This is a genomic window from Aureimonas altamirensis (assembly GCF_001463885.1).
GTDB lineage: Bacteria > Pseudomonadota > Alphaproteobacteria > Rhizobiales > Rhizobiaceae > Aureimonas > Aureimonas altamirensis.
This window is the reverse complement of record NZ_BBWQ01000011.1, coordinates 116,897-132,288: the sequence shown is the minus strand read 5'-3', so window position 1 is coordinate 132,288 and position 15,392 is coordinate 116,897. Positions and strand designations below refer to the sequence as shown.

Genomic DNA, 15,392 nt, shown 5'->3' with positions numbered 1-15,392 from the left:
ATGGTCGATCCTGTGGCCCCTGCAGGGGCCGATGGATCAGTCTTCCTTGGTCTCGTCTTCGGCGTCGGCCGCGGCCTCGGAGGCGTCGGCTTCGACGTCATCCTCGATCTCGGCCTGCGGCGCGACGATGGACGCGATCACGAAATCGCTGTCGTCGACCAGCGTCACGCCTTTCGGCAGCTTGAGCTGCGAAGCGTGGACGGAGTCGCCGATGTCCAGGCCCGTCAGGTCGACGGTGAAGGAATCCGGAATGCCTTCGGCAGGGGCCTGCACGTTGACGTCATGCTCGGCGATGTTGAGAACGCCGTTCTTCGCCTTGATGCCGGGCGCTTCGTCTTCGTTCTCGAAGTGCACGGGCACGCGCACGGTGACGACGGACTTGGCGGAAACGCGCAGGAAGTCCACATGCACCAGCGTGTCCTTGACGACATCGAGCTGGTAGTCCTTCGGCAGGACGCGGATCTGCTGGCCGCCGACCTCGATGGTGGCAACCGTGGTCAGGAAGCCGCCCGAATGGAGGCGCAGGAAGGTTTCCTTGTAGTCGATGGCGATCGGCAGGGGCTCCTGCTTGTCGCCATAGATGACTGCTGGCACTTTGCCGTTGCGACGGAGATTTCTGGCGGCCCCCTTGCCGACCTTCTCGCGCGCTTCGGCCTTGACCGTGTAGCTCTCGCTCATGGGTAAGTCCTTGCTTTAAATCGGAGAAGCCGTTCCGGTGCACCATGCAAGGAACGACGAAAAGCGCCACACGGCCAACGGGCAGCCTTGCAGCCGCGCCGCGACCCATGGTCGCTTCACTCCGCGCTGCCTCCAAGGGTGTCTGCGCGGATGGAGGTGCCTATAGACCAGCCCCCGCCATTATTCAAGAAGCGGGAACGCCCTCCCGCCTCGGATACTGTCTGACGATAGGCGCGCGTGATAGCGTCCGGCCTGCAAAATTCTGCGGAGGCGATGATGGCGGAACTCATCCTGTACACCAACCCGATGTCGCGCGGGCGGATTGCGCGCTGGATGCTGGAGGAGGTGGGCGTTCCGTACGAGACGCAAATTCTCGGCTACGGTCCGGACGGCATGAAAAGCTCTGCCTATCGCGCCATCAACCCGATGGGCAAGGTGCCGGCGATCCGCCATGACGGCGTGGTCGTCACCGAGGTGGCGGCCATCTGCACCTATCTTGCCGATGCCTTTCCCCAGGCCGGGCTCGCGCCGGCGCATGATTCCAGAGAGAGGGCGCCATACTACCGCTGGCTCTTCTTCACGGCGGGGCCGTTGGAGCAGGCAGTCGTCAACAAGGCTTGCGGGTTTCAGTCCACGGCGGAGCAGGGCCGCATGCTGGGTTACGGCAGCTACGGCAATGCGCTGGACGCGCTGGAGGCCGCGGTGTCGGCCGGCGACTACCTTGCCGATGGCCGGTTCACTGCCGCCGACCTGTATGTCGGCGCCCATCTGGGCTGGGGCCTTGCCTTCGGCACCATCGAGAAGCGGCCCGCCTTCGAGGCATATGCCAAACGGTTGAGCGAGCGGCCTGCCTGTCGGCGGGCGGCTGCGATCGACGATGCGCTGATGCCCAAGAAGGAGTAACCTAGTCCGGCCTGCCCCTCAGTCGAAGAGGCTGGAGACCGATTGCTCCGTAGCCGTCCGTGCGATGGCTTCGCCGAGCAGGTTGGCGGTGGTCACGACGCGGATGTTGCGCGCATCGCGGATCGCCGAATTGGGCTGGATGGAATCGGTGATCACCAGCTCTTCCAGATTGGAATTGACGATACGCGGTACCGCCCCGCCCGACAGGACGCCGTGGGTGATGTAGGCCCGCACGCTTTTCGCGCCATGGGCCATCAAGGCATCGGCGGCGTTGCAGAGGGTGCCGCCGGAATCGATGATGTCGTCGATGAGGATACAGTGCCGCCCGTCGACATCGCCGATGATGTTCATGACTTCGGATTCTCCCGGCTTCTCGCGGCGCTTGTCCACGATGGCCAGCAGGGCATCGAGGCGCTTGGCCAGCGAGCGGGCGCGCACCACGCCGCCGACATCGGGCGAGACGACCATGACGTTGTCGAGGTCGAGATGCTCCTTGATGTCGCGGGCCATCAGGGGCACTGCGAAGAGATTGTCGGTGGGGATATCGAAGAAGCCCTGGATCTGCCCGGCATGCAGGTCCAGCGTCATGACGCGGTCGGCGCCGGCCTCGGTGATGAGATTGGCAACGAGCTTGGCCGAGATCGGAGTGCGGCCACCGGCCTTCCGGTCCTGCCGTGCATAGCCGAAATAGGGCAGGACGGCGGTGATGCGGCGGGCCGAGGCCCGGCGCATGGCGTCGATCATGATGAGCAGTTCCATCAGGTGATCGTTGGCCGGGTAGGACGTGGACTGGATGATGAAGACATCCTCGCCGCGCACATTCTCCTGGATTTCGACGAAGATCTCCTGGTCCGCGAAGCGGCGCACCGTTGCCCGGCCGAGGGAAAGTTCGAGGTAGCGCGCTATGGCCTCAGCAAGAACCGGGTTCGAATTGCCGACGAAGAGTTTCATGCGGTTCCCGCTCGCGACCGATCAAAAGGAACAAACGGGCCTTGCCGTCCGATGCGGTGGCTCTAAGCGCGTTTGCGAGTCGTTTCAAGGATTTCCGTGAGGCGCCGACACTCATACGCGCGTCGGTTACCCAACCACCGTCATTTCCAACGGCAGGCGGGAGAGAGGCTCGGGCGCGCCGGTGGTGGTGAGGTAGGTGCGGCCGAGGCACATGGCGGTGCCGGAATCGGAATCCATGATGATCATGTGGGCGAACAGCGTCATGTCCGGCTGGATCGGCTCCGGATTGCCGGCATAGAACATCTGCGGGTCCATCCAGGATGGCGCGAAGCGCGCGCCGAGCGAATAGCCGCACGCCGTCAGGCGATGGCGAACCAGATTGTGCTCTTCCATGACGCGGGCATGGGCGTCGAAGACGTCGCCGAAGGTCTGGCCCGGCCGCATGACCTCTTCCACCGCCAGCAGCGCCTCGTGCGCGGCGGCAAACAATTCCTCGTGCCGCATCAGCGGGCTGCCGACGATCAGCGTGCGCATCAGGGCCGAATGGTACTGCGATTTGACCCCGGCCCACTCCAGCGTAAGCTGGTCCTGCGCGGAAAGCTTGCGACGCCCCGCCTTGTAGCGGCACAAAAGCGCATCCGGACCGGACCCGATGATAAACGGGTTGGCCGGATAGTCTCCGCCCTGCCGCAGGATGTCGCCCTGCAGGACGGCAAGAAGCTCGCCTTCGTCGGCTCCCTCCTTCACCAGCGGCAGCATCGCCTCGTAGGCATCGTCGGCAAGCCGTGCCGCCTCGCGGACATGGACGATCTCGGCCGGGCTCTTGATCAGGCGCAGCGCCGGCACGAGGTCGGACGCATCGCGCAGGGTGGCGAAGGAGCCGAGCTTCTCCTGCACCAGCCGCCCATTGGCGGCGGTCAGGCCGTGCGTCGCCCATTCGACGCCGATCTTCGCGCCGAGAAGGCCCATTTCGTCGCACAGGTCGCGCAGGTCGATGGATGGATCGGCTCCGGCGCGGTCGCGCCAGAGGACGATATCCTTGATGACGGATGTCGCCTGCGCCTGGCGCAGGTCTGCCGAACGGGTGAGCAGCTTCATCTCACCATCGGCCTTCACGATCAGGCACTGGAAGAAGCAGAACCCGAACGTGTCGTACCCCGTCAGCCAGTACATCGAATCCTGGGCAAACAGCAGCATGGCGTCGAGCTTCTGCTCGGCCATCTCCACCATCAGCCGGTTCAACCGCGCGGCATACTCGTCGGGCGCGAAATGAAGCATGGGGGTTTTCCTCAGAAGCTGTCGTTCAGCATGATAGCCGACAATTGACGCCCGTAATCCGGCTCGCCCCGATGGGTGGTGCGCCGGAACGAGTAGAAGGCGGCAGGCTCGCCATAGGTGCAGCGGCCAACGAAATGGCCTTCTACCCCGGCGCGTTCCAGTGTCGCAAGAATGAAGCCCGGCAAGTCGAACTGGCGCTTTTCAGGCGATACTCCGGGCGCGAAGAAGCGCGCGAAGGCGGGGTCGGCCTCGATGAACTCCGCCATCATGGCGGCCCCCACTTCGTAGTTCGGGGCCGTGATGCACGGGCCGAGAACCGCAACGATGTCGCCCCGGGCCGCGCCGAGCCCTTCCATGGCCGCGATGGTGGATTCCAGGACGCCGCCCAGCGCGCCGCGCCAGCCGGCATGGGCCGCGCCTACCGCGCGTCCCTGCCTGTCGGCGAAGAGAACCGGGCCGCAATCGGCCGTGACGACGCCGATGGCAAGGCCCGGCCTTGCCGTAACCACGCCGTCGGCCTTGGGGCGCGTGCCCACGAAGGGCGCGTCGATCACCGCGACATCGGGCGAGTGGACCTGCCAGGGTGTTGCCGGTCCTTCGCCGGCCGCGCCCAGCCAGTGCATCGCGGCACGGCGATTGGCGGCGACATGGGCCGGCTCGTCGTCGGAGCCGATACCGACGTTCAGCCCCTCATAGATGCCGCGCGAAACGCCGCCGCGTCGGGTAAAGAATGCGTGGCGCACATGGGCTAATGCGTCCAGCGGCGCACCGCCGACGACATCGTCCTGCGTCAGCGTGGGATCTGCTTCGAGACTCGCTTCATTCATGGCGCGGATGGTGGTTGAGCGGCAGGCGCAAGTCAATCGAAGGGCGGCAGCGGCAATGCCGCGGAACCGGCGGCAACGACCTTGAAGAGGTCTCCCATCTCGCCGGGGCCGGTGCCGGCCAGCCGGTGCGCCTGGGAGGTGATGTCGGCGCGCCCCGCCTCGTCGCGCGTCGCGCCAAGCGCCCCGGCACGTTCGGCAAGGCCGAGCGCCAGCAGGAACTGCCCCTGCGTCACGACGGGTGAAACGATGGCGCCCGCATGGCGCATGATTTGCGCAAGGTCGGCGAAGTCGACATGCGACGTGATATCGTGGAGCCCCGGCTGCGCCAGCGGGTCGGCGAAGGCGTGGCCGCGCATGGCCTGGAGCGTATCGCCATAGCCACTGCGCGCATGGCCGTAGTCGAAGCACAGAAACGCCCCGCCGCGCTGCGCCAGCATTGCCCCGAGATGGGCGGCCAGGCGCTGGCGGTCCGGCGACACTTCCAGAATATCGCCGGCGCGTGGCGGCGGCAGGTGCGCGGGCATGCTGATCTGGCCTGCCGGCCCCTCCACGAAGCAGAAGCCGCCTCCGGGCGCGGTGGCCACCAGCCGCTCGCGCAGGCCGACGCCGTCATGGACGAACTGGCGGATGGCGATGGCGTCGAACAATTCATTGGCCACCGCCAGCAGCGGCATGGCGGGCAGTTCGGCGATGCTGCGGTGACGGCGCAGCGGCAGGTCGAACCCGGACAGCCTCTCGTGCTGGATGCCGGCCAACCGATCACTGACTTCGATCAGGTGCACCTGGGCTGCCCGCGAAAAGCCGGTGTCGAGCTGCCGGACGGTGCGCAGGATGTCGGCCATCATTGTACCGCGCCCCGGGCCGATTTCGGCAAGGGCGAAGGGGGAGGGGCTCCCGAGCGCGCGCCAGGCGGCCACGAGCCATGCGCCGACAAGCTCGCCGAACATCTGGCTGACATCGGGCGCGGTGATGAAGTCGCCCTCCGCGCCAAACGGCCGGCGGCTCGTGTAGTAACCGTCGACGGGGTCGAAGAGAGCCGCGTTCCAGAACTCGGCAAGCGTCAGCGGACCCCGCGCCGCGATGCGCTCTGCCAAGCGCTCCGGGAGCGGCTTCGTCATGGCCTTGGGTCGGCGGCCCGCGCCGTGGCGATGGCCCAAAGGCCGATCAGCACCATCGGCAGCGACAGCACCATGCCCATGGTGAGCCAGCCCGTGCCCAGGAGGTAGCCGAGCTGCGGGTCCGGCAGGCGGAAGAATTCGACGAAGATGCGCGCCAGGCCGTAGAGCAGCACGAAGGACCCGCTGACCAGGCGCGGCCGGCCCAGAGCGTGGAAATGGTGCGTCATGATGCGCAGCACGATGAAGATGAGAACGCCTTCGAGAAGCGCTTCATAGAGCTGGCTCGGATGGCGTGGCTCCGGCCCCGCATGCGGAAAGACCATGGCCCAGGAAACGCTGGTCGGCGCGCCCCACAATTCGCCGTTGATGAAGTTGGCGATCCGTCCGAAGAACAGGCCGAAGGGCACCGATGCCGCGACCACGTCGATCAGGCTGAATATCGGCACGCTGTGCCTGCGCGCGAAGATGATCATGGCTATGGTGACGCCGATCAGCCCGCCATGGAAAGACATGCCCCCTTCCCAGATGCGCAGGGCCGAGATGGGGTCGGCGGCGATGCGGGCGAAATCGTAGAAAAGAATGTGGCCGATGCGTCCGCCGGCCACGATGCCGATCGTGATCCAGACGATGAAATCGTCGATATCCTCGCGCGTCAGCGGCGAGCGTCCGCCCGGCCACAGACGGGGGTTGGAAACCAGCGCCCTGCCGTAGAGCCAGCCGCACAGGATGCCGGCCACATAGGCAAGACCGTACCAGCGCAGGGCAATCGGGCCCACCTGCAGGAACACGGGGTCGATCTGCGGATAGGTCAGCACGCTGAGAAAGGGCAGGGCGTTCATGGCAGGTCCGTCGCATGGGTCTTGGCGGCAGGTGTGTCGTGCCGACGGCCCCCGGTCAAGCGCGCATTGCCCGCCGCCATTGCCAACGGGCCTGCCATCACCTACCTCAGACTTCCGGCTTAGATGGAGACAGCGACGATGACGAACAGCGGCCCGAACCGAATTTTCGACGAGTTCGCCAAGGTGTTCACCGACACCGCAGGCGCCGCACAGGGCGTGCGCCGCGAAGTGGAAACCATCGTGCGGACGCAGGTGGAGCGTCTCATGAACCAGCTGGAGATCGTCCAGCGCGAAGAGTTCGAGGCCGCGCGCGACATGGCCGTGCGGGCGCGCACGGAAAACGAGGAGTTGAAGCGCCGGATCGCTGCGCTGGAGGCGCGCCTGGGCGCCGGCGTGTCGCCCGCCGTGCCCGGCGACGAGCCTTCCAGCCCGGCCGCGCCCACGCTCTGACCGGCGATCTACAGGTTTTCCACAGCCGCCCCGGCGTTTATCCACCGGCATTATAGCGCCGGTGGAAAAGCCAAAAAGCGCTTGGGCCAGAGTCGCTTGGCGCAGGCGCATCCCGCTTCGGGCGGGCGTGCGCCTGTCATGAAAGGGTTAAAAACCGGTTACCCCTCTGGCGTCCGGAATCTCTCCCTATACACTGATTCTAAAGGTTGATTCGGTGTCCGGCGCGTTGTCGCGCCAAAGGGGAATGACTGCTCATCATGCGCTTTGGCGAACTGGAATTCGTGCGACACTCGCACCCCGTGGATGTCATCGAGGTGGTCGCTTCCGATCGCGACTGGAGTTTCGAACGCCCGTGCGACGACGAGATCGCGATGAGCGTCACCGGCCGCTGGGCCGACTACTCCGTTTCCTTTTCATGGGTCGAGGATTGCGAGGCCCTGCATCTGGCCTGCGCCTTCGAGTTGAAGGTGCCGGAGCGGCGCCTGTGCGAAATGCACCGGCTTCTGGCGCAGGTGAACGAGAAACTTCTCGTCGGTCATTTCGACCTGTGGAATTCCGAAAGCGCCATCATGTTCCGCCATGCGCAGCTTTTGTGCGGCGGTGCGGACCCGACCAGCCAGCAGGTGGAGCGCATGCTGGTTCTGGCGCTGGATAGCTGCGACCGATACTTCCAGGCCTTCCAGTTCGTGGTCTGGGCCAACAAGCCGGCCGACGAGGCCCTGGCGGACGCCCTGTTCGAAACGGTCGGCAACGCCTGACGGCAATGATCCGTATGCCGGCAACAGCCGGGTGATGGAGATGAGCGGTATGACGGTTCCAAAGCGGGTCCTTCTGGTTGGCGGCGGCAATATGGGCGCCGCGATGGCGCATGGCTGGCTCGATCGGGCACTTGCGCCGGCGGGCCTGACGGTGCTGGACCCGAATGCCGGGGCGCCATTGCAGCCCTTGATCGATAAGGGCGCGCGGCACGTGACGGAGGCTCCGTCCGAACGCTTCGATGTCGTCGTGGTGGCGGTCAAGCCGCAGGTCATGGAAGCGGCGCTGCCGGCGCTGCGCCCGGCCCTTTCCGGCGACACGCCGGTGGTTTCGGTGGCGGCGGGCAAGACGGTCTCCTCCATCGAGCGGCTTCTGGGTGAGCGACCTGTCGTCAGGGCCATGCCGAACACCCCCGCAATGATCGGCCGGGGCATCACCGGCGCCTATTGCAACCAGCGGGTCACCGCAGAGCAGCGCGCCATGGCGCAGACGCTGCTGGAGGCAAGCGGTCCGGTGGAGTGGGTCGAGCGCGAAGGCGATATCGATCTGGTAACCGGGGTCTCCGGTTCCGGCCCCGCCTATGTCTTCCTGCTGGCCGAGGCGATGGCCGCAGCGGGCGCGAAACTTGGTCTTTCGCCCGAACTTGCCATGCGCCTTGCCCGCCATACGGTGGCCGGCGCCGGCGAATTGATGATCCGCTCGGACGACGAGCCGGCAACGCTGCGCCGCAACGTCACCTCGCCCAATGGCACCACGGCCGCCGCGCTGGCGGTGCTGATGGAGCCGGATGGGCTCGAGCCGCTGATGCAGAAGGCAATTGCCGCCGCCGCGCGGCGGGCCGCCGAACTTTCGAAGGACTAAGGGCATGGGTGCAGGCGAGGCGGTGGCCGAGGAGATCGGCTTCGATGACTTCCTCAAGGTGGATATCCGCGTCGGGACCATTGTCCAGGCGGAGCCTTTTCCCGAAGCGCGCAAGCCGGCCTTCCGGCTGATGATCGATTTCGGGCCCGAAATCGGGGTGAAGAAGTCTTCGGCGCAGATCACCGTTCGCCATTCGCTGGACGAACTCGTCGGCCGGCAGGTCATGGCGGTGGTGAACTTTCCACCACGGCAGATCGGGCCGATGCGCTCCGAAGTGCTGACGCTGGGCTTTCCGGACGAAAGCGGCAACGTCATCCTGGCGGCAGTGAGCCACGCCGTGCCGAATGGCGGTCGGCTTTTCTAGCTCAAGCCAGGCTCCGCCGCGTCCGCGCGATCAACACGATCAGGATCAGCGCGCCGGCAAAGGATCCGACGAGACCGGCGGGAATCTCGAACGGATAGGCGATCCGGCGGCCTACCCAGTCGGCCGCCACCATCAACGATGCCCCAAGCATGGCTGAAGCGGGCATCTGGACGATCGTGCGGCGCGCGCCGAGCAGGATGGCTGCCTGCGGCGCAAGCAATCCGACAAAGCCGAGCGGGCCGATGATCGCTACCGCCATGGCGGCGGCAAGGGATGCCGCAATCGTTGCCAGCAGTTCCGTGCGCCGGGCGGCCAGACCGCGCCCACGCGCCATGTCGGCACCGAGTGTCAGCAGGTCCAGTGCCCGGGCCATCGCCATAAGCGACGCAGTGCCGAGGCATGCGGCGGCAAGGGCCACGATGGCCTCCGACCCCGTGGCGAAGGCGGTACTGCCCGAAAGCCATGTCAGCAGCGCCCCCAGTCTTGGACCCGCATTGGCAAGGGCGATCCGCAGCACGCTGTCCATGAAGACGCCGAGCGCGATCCCCGCAAGGATCAGATGCGGCCCCATGTCGGCGCGGCGGGGCGCGATTGTCAGCAACAGCGTCAGGCAGGCGAGGGCGCCACATGTCCCGGCAATCACCATGGCCCCCCGTGACAGGTCTCCGAGCGCAAGCGTCGCGGCCATGATGGCCAGTGCCGCCCCGCCATTGATGCCGAGCAGTTCCGGGCTGGCGAGGCGATTATGCGTCAGTTTCTGGATCAACAGGCCTGCAAGCCCCAGCGCCGCGCCGCAGGCGGCGGCCGCGAAGACGCGCGGCGACCGCGCCTCCAGCAGCCGGCCCAGCATCTGGCCATCGGGCAGCGCGAAGGCGCCGGCATCGGTGCCGGAAACGAGGGCGATTCCCATTGCGACGGCAAGGCCGACAAGACTGGCCGGTATCAGCGCGCGCCCGGGCAGAATTGGACGACCGACGGGTGATGGATCCTGTGCTGGCGGCCGCCGGGGGAGGCGGCGCACGAGCGCCAGCAGGACCGGGCCGCCGAGAAGAGCTGTCACGGCGCCGGCCGGCACCAGTTCGGCCGCCCCGAGCGACAGGAAGCGCGCCACCGCGTCCGCCGCCACGACCATGAGGCCGCCGGTCAACGCGGTAGCAAGGGGATGGCCGGCCACGAAGGCCAGGCCCGCCAGCCGCAGCACCGCGGGGACCGCAAGTCCGACGAAGCCGATGACGCCGAGCTGCGATACGGTGATGGCCGAGATCACCACGGCAAGGGCAATGGCGCACAGCCGCGCCAGCCCGGACGGGAAACCCAGGGCGCGGGCGACATCGTCGCCGACTGCCAGCAGGCGCAGGGGGCGGGCCGTGGCCGTGACCAGCAGGACGGCAAAGGCGAGTGGACTGCCGAGATGCCTGACCACGTCCCAGTCCGCCTGGGCAAGGTGCCCGGAGCCCCAGAGAAACAGGAATGACAGGCGCTCTTCCTGCAGCAGCGCAACAAGGCTTGCCGCCGCCGTGGCGAGCAGCGATACGGCGACGCCGGCCAGCGCCGTGCCGGCGGGGTCGAAGCCGGTTCGGCTGGCCGCGGCCAGGACGATTGCGAAGGCGAGGATCGCTCCCGCAAGGGCAATCGCCGGGGCCGGCACTCCGGAAAGGGTCGGCGTCAGCGCAGCCAGCGCCAAGGCGAGCTGGCTTCCGGCCGACACGCCAAGCGTCGTCGGCGAGGCCAGCGGATTGCGGAGCGCCAGTTGCAGGAGGGCGCCGGCAAGGGCGAGGCTGCCGCCGGCCAGAAACCCGGCCGCAAGCCGCGGCAGGAAGGCATCTCGGAACAGGGTTTGCCAGAAGCCGTCCGGCGTCTTGCCGGCCAGCACCGGAAAGACGGTGGCGCCGTCGAAATGCGGTTCCCATGCAGCGGCGGACGCAAGCAGCGCCGTCAGGCAGAGCGCTGCCCAAAGCGCGACCAGCCGTGCAAGCGTGCCTCGGCTCAAGGTGTGTCCGGAGCGAGCGCGTCGGCGATGGCGTCCGCCATGTGCATGGCGGATGGCACGCCGCCATAGGTCCACACGACGGGCAATTCCCGAACGCGCCCGGCACCAGCCGCCGGCAAGGCGCGGCCCACGGGACTGTCGAACATTGCAGCCATCGTGCCGGGCGCATTGGGGCCGACCGCCAGCACGAAGGCGTCCGGATCGCCGGCCAGAGCGTCCACCTCCGCCGTTGCGAAGCCCCATTCGTTGACGGGACCGTCATAGGCGTTGCGCAGACCCAGGCGCACCAGCACTTCGGCCGCCATGGAGCGGTCGCCGTCGATGCGCAGGGCCGAGCCGGTGACCAGCCGAACGACATAGACCGGTGAGCCGGCCAGCCCTGCCGCCTCGATCCGCCGTCGGGCCGCCGCAAAGGCGGTGTCCGCCCGTGCCAGAAGTGCCTGGGCCTCGGCCTCGCGCCCCGTCTGGGCGCCGAGGTCGCGTGTCGCGGAGACGATCGTTTGCCACGTATCCTGCCCGTTGCCGCCGAAGACGACGGACCGTACGGGCGCGATGGCTTCCAGCCGGGGTCGCATCGCGGCCAGCAGGTCGTGCGACAGGATCAGGTCCGGCTTCAGCGCCGCGAGGCGTTCGAAATTGGGGGCCCGCCGCGAACCGATATCGGCGACGGTTTCCGGCAGTTCCGGCTGTCCCACCCAGTCCCGGTAGCCGTCCGGCTCGGCGATGGCGAGGGGCGCAAGCCCCAGCGCCAGCAGCGTTTCCGCCTGCGCCCAGTCGATAGCGGCGATGCGCTCGGCGGCTTGTGCCGGAAGGCCCGGCGTCACGATCAAAAGCAGCGCGGCCGCCAGATTGCGGATGGTGCGCATGCCGTCAGAACCGCTTGGTCATGGACAGGGCGAAGGTGCGGCCCCGGCCCTTGTAGTCGAAGGCCTGTTCGTCGGCGAGGCTGGAATAGAAGATCTGCGCCCGCTGGCCCCACAGGGTCGTGTAGTCCTTGTCGAAGAGGTTCAGGATGCCGAAATTCAACGTCATGTCATATTTGGCGAATTCGTAGGCGCCCGTCAGGTCGAACAGCGTATACCCGTTCAGCCTGTCGCCCTGATCGTCCGACAGGTCGAACAGATGCTGGCCGTCGAGGCGTAGCGACAAGGCCTCGTTGCGCCAACCGACATGGCCGCCCACCTTGGAAGGGCTGGCATAGGTGACCACGTCCTTGATCCAGCGTCCGTCGTCCTTGGTTTCGTTGCGGGTGTAATGGCCGTTGAGGCCGAGTTCGAAACTGTAGGGAAGCTGCGCGGTCACCTCGGCTTCGATGCCGTAGACCCGCCGGTCCTGGTCGACCAGCGAAATCAGGAATGTCTGCCGGTCGTAGGTTATGGTCTTGTCGGACAGCGAGTAGTAGGCCGCGACATTGGCCGACAGGAAGCCGTCATTGTAACGGTAGCCGAGCTCGAAACTGTTGGTCTGTACTTCCTGGAGGGCGGAGTCGGCGACGGTAACCCCGTTCAGAAGCTGGAAATGCCGGCCCACACGACGATAGGAGCCCTGGCCGTAATACTTGGCCGGGTCGGGCAACTCGAAGCCTTGCGAGAAATTGCCGTAGAGCTGGGACGCATCGGTGATCTGGAAGGCGGCGCCGGCATTGAACAGGTGCGCGTCATAATCAACCGAGCCGCCGGGAACGGCATCGGCGGAGTCCGCCTGGCCGAGCGCGATCGCGACCTGCTGGTTGGAGGCGACGAAATCGCCCACCTTCGTATCGACATACTGGTAGCGCCAGCCGCCGTTCAGCGTCAGCCGATCCGTGGCCTTGTAGCTGGCCTGGGCGAAGCCCGACAGCGTCGATACCTCGATCTTCGGATAGCGCCCCACCACGTCGGTCTCCTGCAGCACCATGCCGCCGCTGGAGTTGGCGATGGCGGTGTCGAAGATCGTGTTGCGCGAGGTGAAGACATCCTTGTCACCGTCGACGCCGTAGGTCAGCGTCAACCCGTCGAGGGGCTCGGCGATCATCGCGCCCTTGAAGCCGTAGAAATCCGTATTCTGGCTGGAGCCCGAGACATAGCTGCCGTAGGGGAACGGGTTGAAGTCGAGTTCCTCGGACCGATAGAAGCCCTGCAGCATCAGCTTCTGGCCCAATAGGTCGTCGTGCGTGTAGGTGCCGTTCACCATCTTGCGGCGAGATGCGGGGTCGAGGTCCGAGCGATAGCCGAAGCGCGCCTCGATCAGGTCCGGGCGTCCGCGCAGGCCGGCGAAATTCTGGCCGAAATACAGGCCGGTCCGGCTGTTCTGGGTCGAGTCGTAGTACTGCCCGGTCAGCTCCGCGCGCTGGTTCTCGTCGATCTGGACACCGACATTGCCGAAGAAATCTCCCAGCCGGTTGTACTGGGTCGAGGTCTGGGTGATGTCGGGGATCAGCAACTGCCCCGCGCCGTCGTAGTAGGCGCCAGTCTTGCCGCCGGTGGCCGAGATGCGCATGTCGACGCTGTCGTTGCGCCAGGTGATGGCGCCGGATGCCTTGCCGTCGAAGTCGTCCTTGCCACGGAAGCCGGTTTCGGCCCCGCCGACGACCTCTCCATGCAGGCCATAATCGGCATCCTTGCCCTTGCGGGTAATGATGTTGATGATGCCGCCCGTGGCGTTGCCGCCATAGATGGCCGAGGCGCCGGACAGAACCTCGATACGGGCTATGTTGAACGGGTCGATGGCATCGAACTGCCGGCTGACCGAGCGTGCCGAGTTGAGCGAGATGCCGTCGATCAGCACCAGTGCACCCCGGCCCCGCAGATTCTGCCCGAAATTGGTGCGGGTGCCGCGGCTGGACGCATCGAGACTGGGGATCTCCATGCCCAGGATCTGCTGCAGGTTCATGCCGGATCGGCTGAGCGTCGCGATCTTCTCGCCGTCGACGACATAGATGGTGCGCGCCGTCTCGCTGATCTGCTGCGGCGTTCGGGTGCCGGTCACCACGATGGCGTCCAGCGCAATGGCGCCCCCTTCCACCGGCGCATCGGACGATGCCGCCGACGCGTCGACAGGACGGATGGTGACCGTTCCATCCGAGGTGAAATCATAGGTCAGCGTCGTACCCGCCAGCAGGGCATCGAGCGCCTGCGCATCGGTCAGCGCGCCGCGCGCGCCGGATGTCGTCTGGCCCGCCGCGATATCGGAGGCGAAAAGCAGCCGCAGCCCGCTTTCCCGGGCAAACTGCGTCAGTGCGCTGCCCAGCGGCTGCGCCGCGATCCGGTAATCGCGCTCCTGCGCCCCGGCCGTCTGAACCGCCAGCATCACCATCAGGCCAGCCGCCGTCAGGCGCAGGCTCATCCTATCGAAAGACATCGCTGTTCGTCCCCAGTCGCATGGCCCGCGCATCCCCACGCACGGGCTCTCAAAACAAGGACGAAGCGGCCGGCCCGATCTTGCAGTCCGCTTGGCAGATTTTTTTGAAGATCAGTAGATGACCGTCGCGAAGGGCAGGTCTGCGACCTTAACGGGGAGCGTCTCGGTCATGGCCGTCAGCACCTTGTCCGTATCGTCGAGGTCGAAGGCGCCCGTCAACCGCAGACCGCCCAGGCGGGAACTGGCGATGAACAGAGGCCGGCGCCGGTAGCGCGCGATGGCCGCCACGATATCGGATAGCGGCCGCTCCGCAAAAACGAGACGGCCGCTCTGCCAGGCGGCTGCGTCTTCCGCGTCGGCGGGCCGTGGCCGGGCCAGCCCGATATCGTCCCCGAACAGGATCTGCTGCCCCGCCTCCAGTTGCGTCGCGCTTCCCGGCGCCTGTGTGATCTCGACCGCCCCGCCCAGCACTGTCACCGCAACGCCGCTTTTGCGCATGTCGACGTCGAAGCGCGTTCCAAGCGCGACGATCTCGCCGCCGCCCGCCGTAACCCGAAAGGGGCGGACCGGATCGCGGGCGACATCGAAGATCGCCTGCCCGTTCTCCAGCGTGACGCGGCGGGCATCCGGACGAAAATCCACAAGGGCCCGGGACGACGCATTGAGCGACAGCGAACTGCCGTCCTGAAGGCGGAAGCTGCGGCGCTCGCCCGTGGCCGTCGCCAGCCGCATGCCGCGCTCCGTGGACGGCATCGACACATAGGCGGCGGACAGTCCGGCAAGGCCGACCGCGCCGAAGGCCAGCAGAGCGCGCCGGTTTACAAGGGCGGCGCTCGGCTTGCGGCCCACCGCCACACCGACGCCGTGCCAAAGGCTTTCGGCTTCGATGGCGGCATTCTCGTGCCGGGGGCTTTCAGCGCGCCAGCGCAGATAGGCGGCCCGGTCCTGCTGCGTCGCGGTGCCGGAGTTCAGGCGGACCACCCAGGCGATGGCCTCGTCACTGAGCTTCAGGTCCTCGTCGGTGCGGCCGGCGGGCAT

The 15,392-nt window shown here is 66.7% G+C and carries 15 protein-coding genes; 5 read left to right on the top strand and 10 right to left on the bottom strand.

The window, feature by feature from the left end; all coding sequences use genetic code 11:
• Positions 1-36: 36 nt before the first annotated feature.
• Positions 37-678, bottom strand: coding sequence for a 50S ribosomal protein L25/general stress protein Ctc (locus AUL31_RS08325; protein ID WP_060604332.1), 642 nt, complete (start codon positions 676-678; stop codon positions 37-39).
• 273 nt (positions 679-951) lie between these two features.
• Between AUL31_RS08325 and AUL31_RS08320 the strand changes: the two genes are divergently transcribed.
• Positions 952-1,581: a glutathione S-transferase family protein gene (locus AUL31_RS08320; protein WP_060604328.1), complete on the top strand. Its 630-nt coding sequence runs from the start codon at positions 952-954 to the stop codon at positions 1,579-1,581.
• A gap of 18 nt (positions 1,582-1,599) precedes the next feature.
• Here the strand turns inward: AUL31_RS08320 and AUL31_RS08315 are convergent, their stop codons facing one another.
• The 5 genes from AUL31_RS08315 to lgt all read right to left on the bottom strand — a co-directional run bounded on the left by AUL31_RS08315 (position 1,600) and on the right by lgt (position 6,594).
• Positions 1,600-2,532 (bottom strand): ribose-phosphate pyrophosphokinase, encoded by a 933-nt coding sequence (locus AUL31_RS08315; protein ID WP_060604325.1) that lies wholly within the window; start codon positions 2,530-2,532, stop codon positions 1,600-1,602.
• A gap of 126 nt (positions 2,533-2,658) precedes the next feature.
• Positions 2,659-3,810 carry a M24 family metallopeptidase gene (locus tag AUL31_RS08310; RefSeq protein ID WP_060604322.1) on the bottom strand — a complete coding sequence of 384 codons (1,152 nt, stop codon included), beginning with the start codon at positions 3,808-3,810 and terminating at the stop codon, positions 2,659-2,661.
• Positions 3,811-3,821: 11 nt separating this feature from the next.
• The gene (gene pgeF / locus AUL31_RS08305; RefSeq protein ID WP_082646858.1) at positions 3,822-4,637 is read right to left on the bottom strand and encodes a peptidoglycan editing factor PgeF; all 816 of its coding nucleotides are present in this window, start codon (positions 4,635-4,637) and stop codon (positions 3,822-3,824) included.
• Between the two features lie 32 nt (positions 4,638-4,669).
• Positions 4,670-5,755, bottom strand: coding sequence for a class I SAM-dependent methyltransferase (locus AUL31_RS08300; protein ID WP_060605255.1), 1,086 nt, complete (start codon positions 5,753-5,755; stop codon positions 4,670-4,672).
• Entirely contained in the window at positions 5,752-6,594 is an 843-nt protein-coding gene (gene lgt / locus AUL31_RS08295) for a prolipoprotein diacylglyceryl transferase (protein WP_060604318.1), read from the bottom strand. The genes AUL31_RS08300 and lgt overlap by 4 nt, the downstream gene beginning before the upstream one ends.
• Before the next feature lie 138 nt (positions 6,595-6,732).
• On the opposite strand from lgt, the gene AUL31_RS08290 reads away from it, so the two are divergent.
• The 4 genes from AUL31_RS08290 (at position 6,733) to AUL31_RS08275 (ending at position 9,025) form a co-directional block, all read left to right on the top strand.
• A complete protein-coding gene (locus AUL31_RS08290) occupies positions 6,733-7,044 on the top strand; it encodes an accessory factor UbiK family protein (protein WP_060604315.1) in 312 nt (103 codons plus the stop codon).
• A gap of 257 nt (positions 7,045-7,301) precedes the next feature.
• The gene (locus AUL31_RS08285) at positions 7,302-7,802 is read left to right on the top strand and encodes a type III secretion system chaperone family protein (RefSeq protein WP_060604312.1); all 501 of its coding nucleotides are present in this window, start codon (positions 7,302-7,304) and stop codon (positions 7,800-7,802) included.
• A gap of 49 nt (positions 7,803-7,851) precedes the next feature.
• A complete protein-coding gene (proC, locus tag AUL31_RS08280; RefSeq protein WP_244489351.1) occupies positions 7,852-8,661 on the top strand; it encodes a pyrroline-5-carboxylate reductase in 810 nt (269 codons plus the stop codon).
• A gap of 4 nt (positions 8,662-8,665) precedes the next feature.
• Positions 8,666-9,025: a tRNA-binding protein gene (locus AUL31_RS08275; protein ID WP_060604310.1), complete on the top strand. Its 360-nt coding sequence runs from the start codon at positions 8,666-8,668 to the stop codon at positions 9,023-9,025.
• Between the two features lies 1 nt (position 9,026).
• Here AUL31_RS08275 and AUL31_RS08270 read toward each other — a convergent pair whose 3' ends face one another.
• The 4 genes from AUL31_RS08270 to AUL31_RS08255 all read right to left on the bottom strand — a co-directional run bounded on the left by AUL31_RS08270 (position 9,027) and on the right by AUL31_RS08255 (position 15,392).
• Positions 9,027-11,015 carry an iron ABC transporter permease gene (locus tag AUL31_RS08270; protein WP_060604307.1) on the bottom strand — a complete coding sequence of 663 codons (1,989 nt, stop codon included), beginning with the start codon at positions 11,013-11,015 and terminating at the stop codon, positions 9,027-9,029.
• Positions 11,012-11,881 carry an ABC transporter substrate-binding protein gene (locus AUL31_RS08265; RefSeq protein ID WP_060604304.1) on the bottom strand — a complete coding sequence of 290 codons (870 nt, stop codon included), beginning with the start codon at positions 11,879-11,881 and terminating at the stop codon, positions 11,012-11,014. Before AUL31_RS08265 ends, AUL31_RS08270 begins: the two co-directional genes overlap by 4 nt.
• A gap of 4 nt (positions 11,882-11,885) precedes the next feature.
• Positions 11,886-14,354 carry a TonB-dependent siderophore receptor gene (locus AUL31_RS08260; RefSeq protein ID WP_244489350.1) on the bottom strand — a complete coding sequence of 823 codons (2,469 nt, stop codon included), beginning with the start codon at positions 14,352-14,354 and terminating at the stop codon, positions 11,886-11,888.
• A gap of 111 nt (positions 14,355-14,465) precedes the next feature.
• Positions 14,466-15,392, bottom strand: a complete 927-nt coding sequence (locus AUL31_RS08255) for a FecR family protein (RefSeq protein WP_060604300.1) — start codon at positions 15,390-15,392, stop codon at positions 14,466-14,468.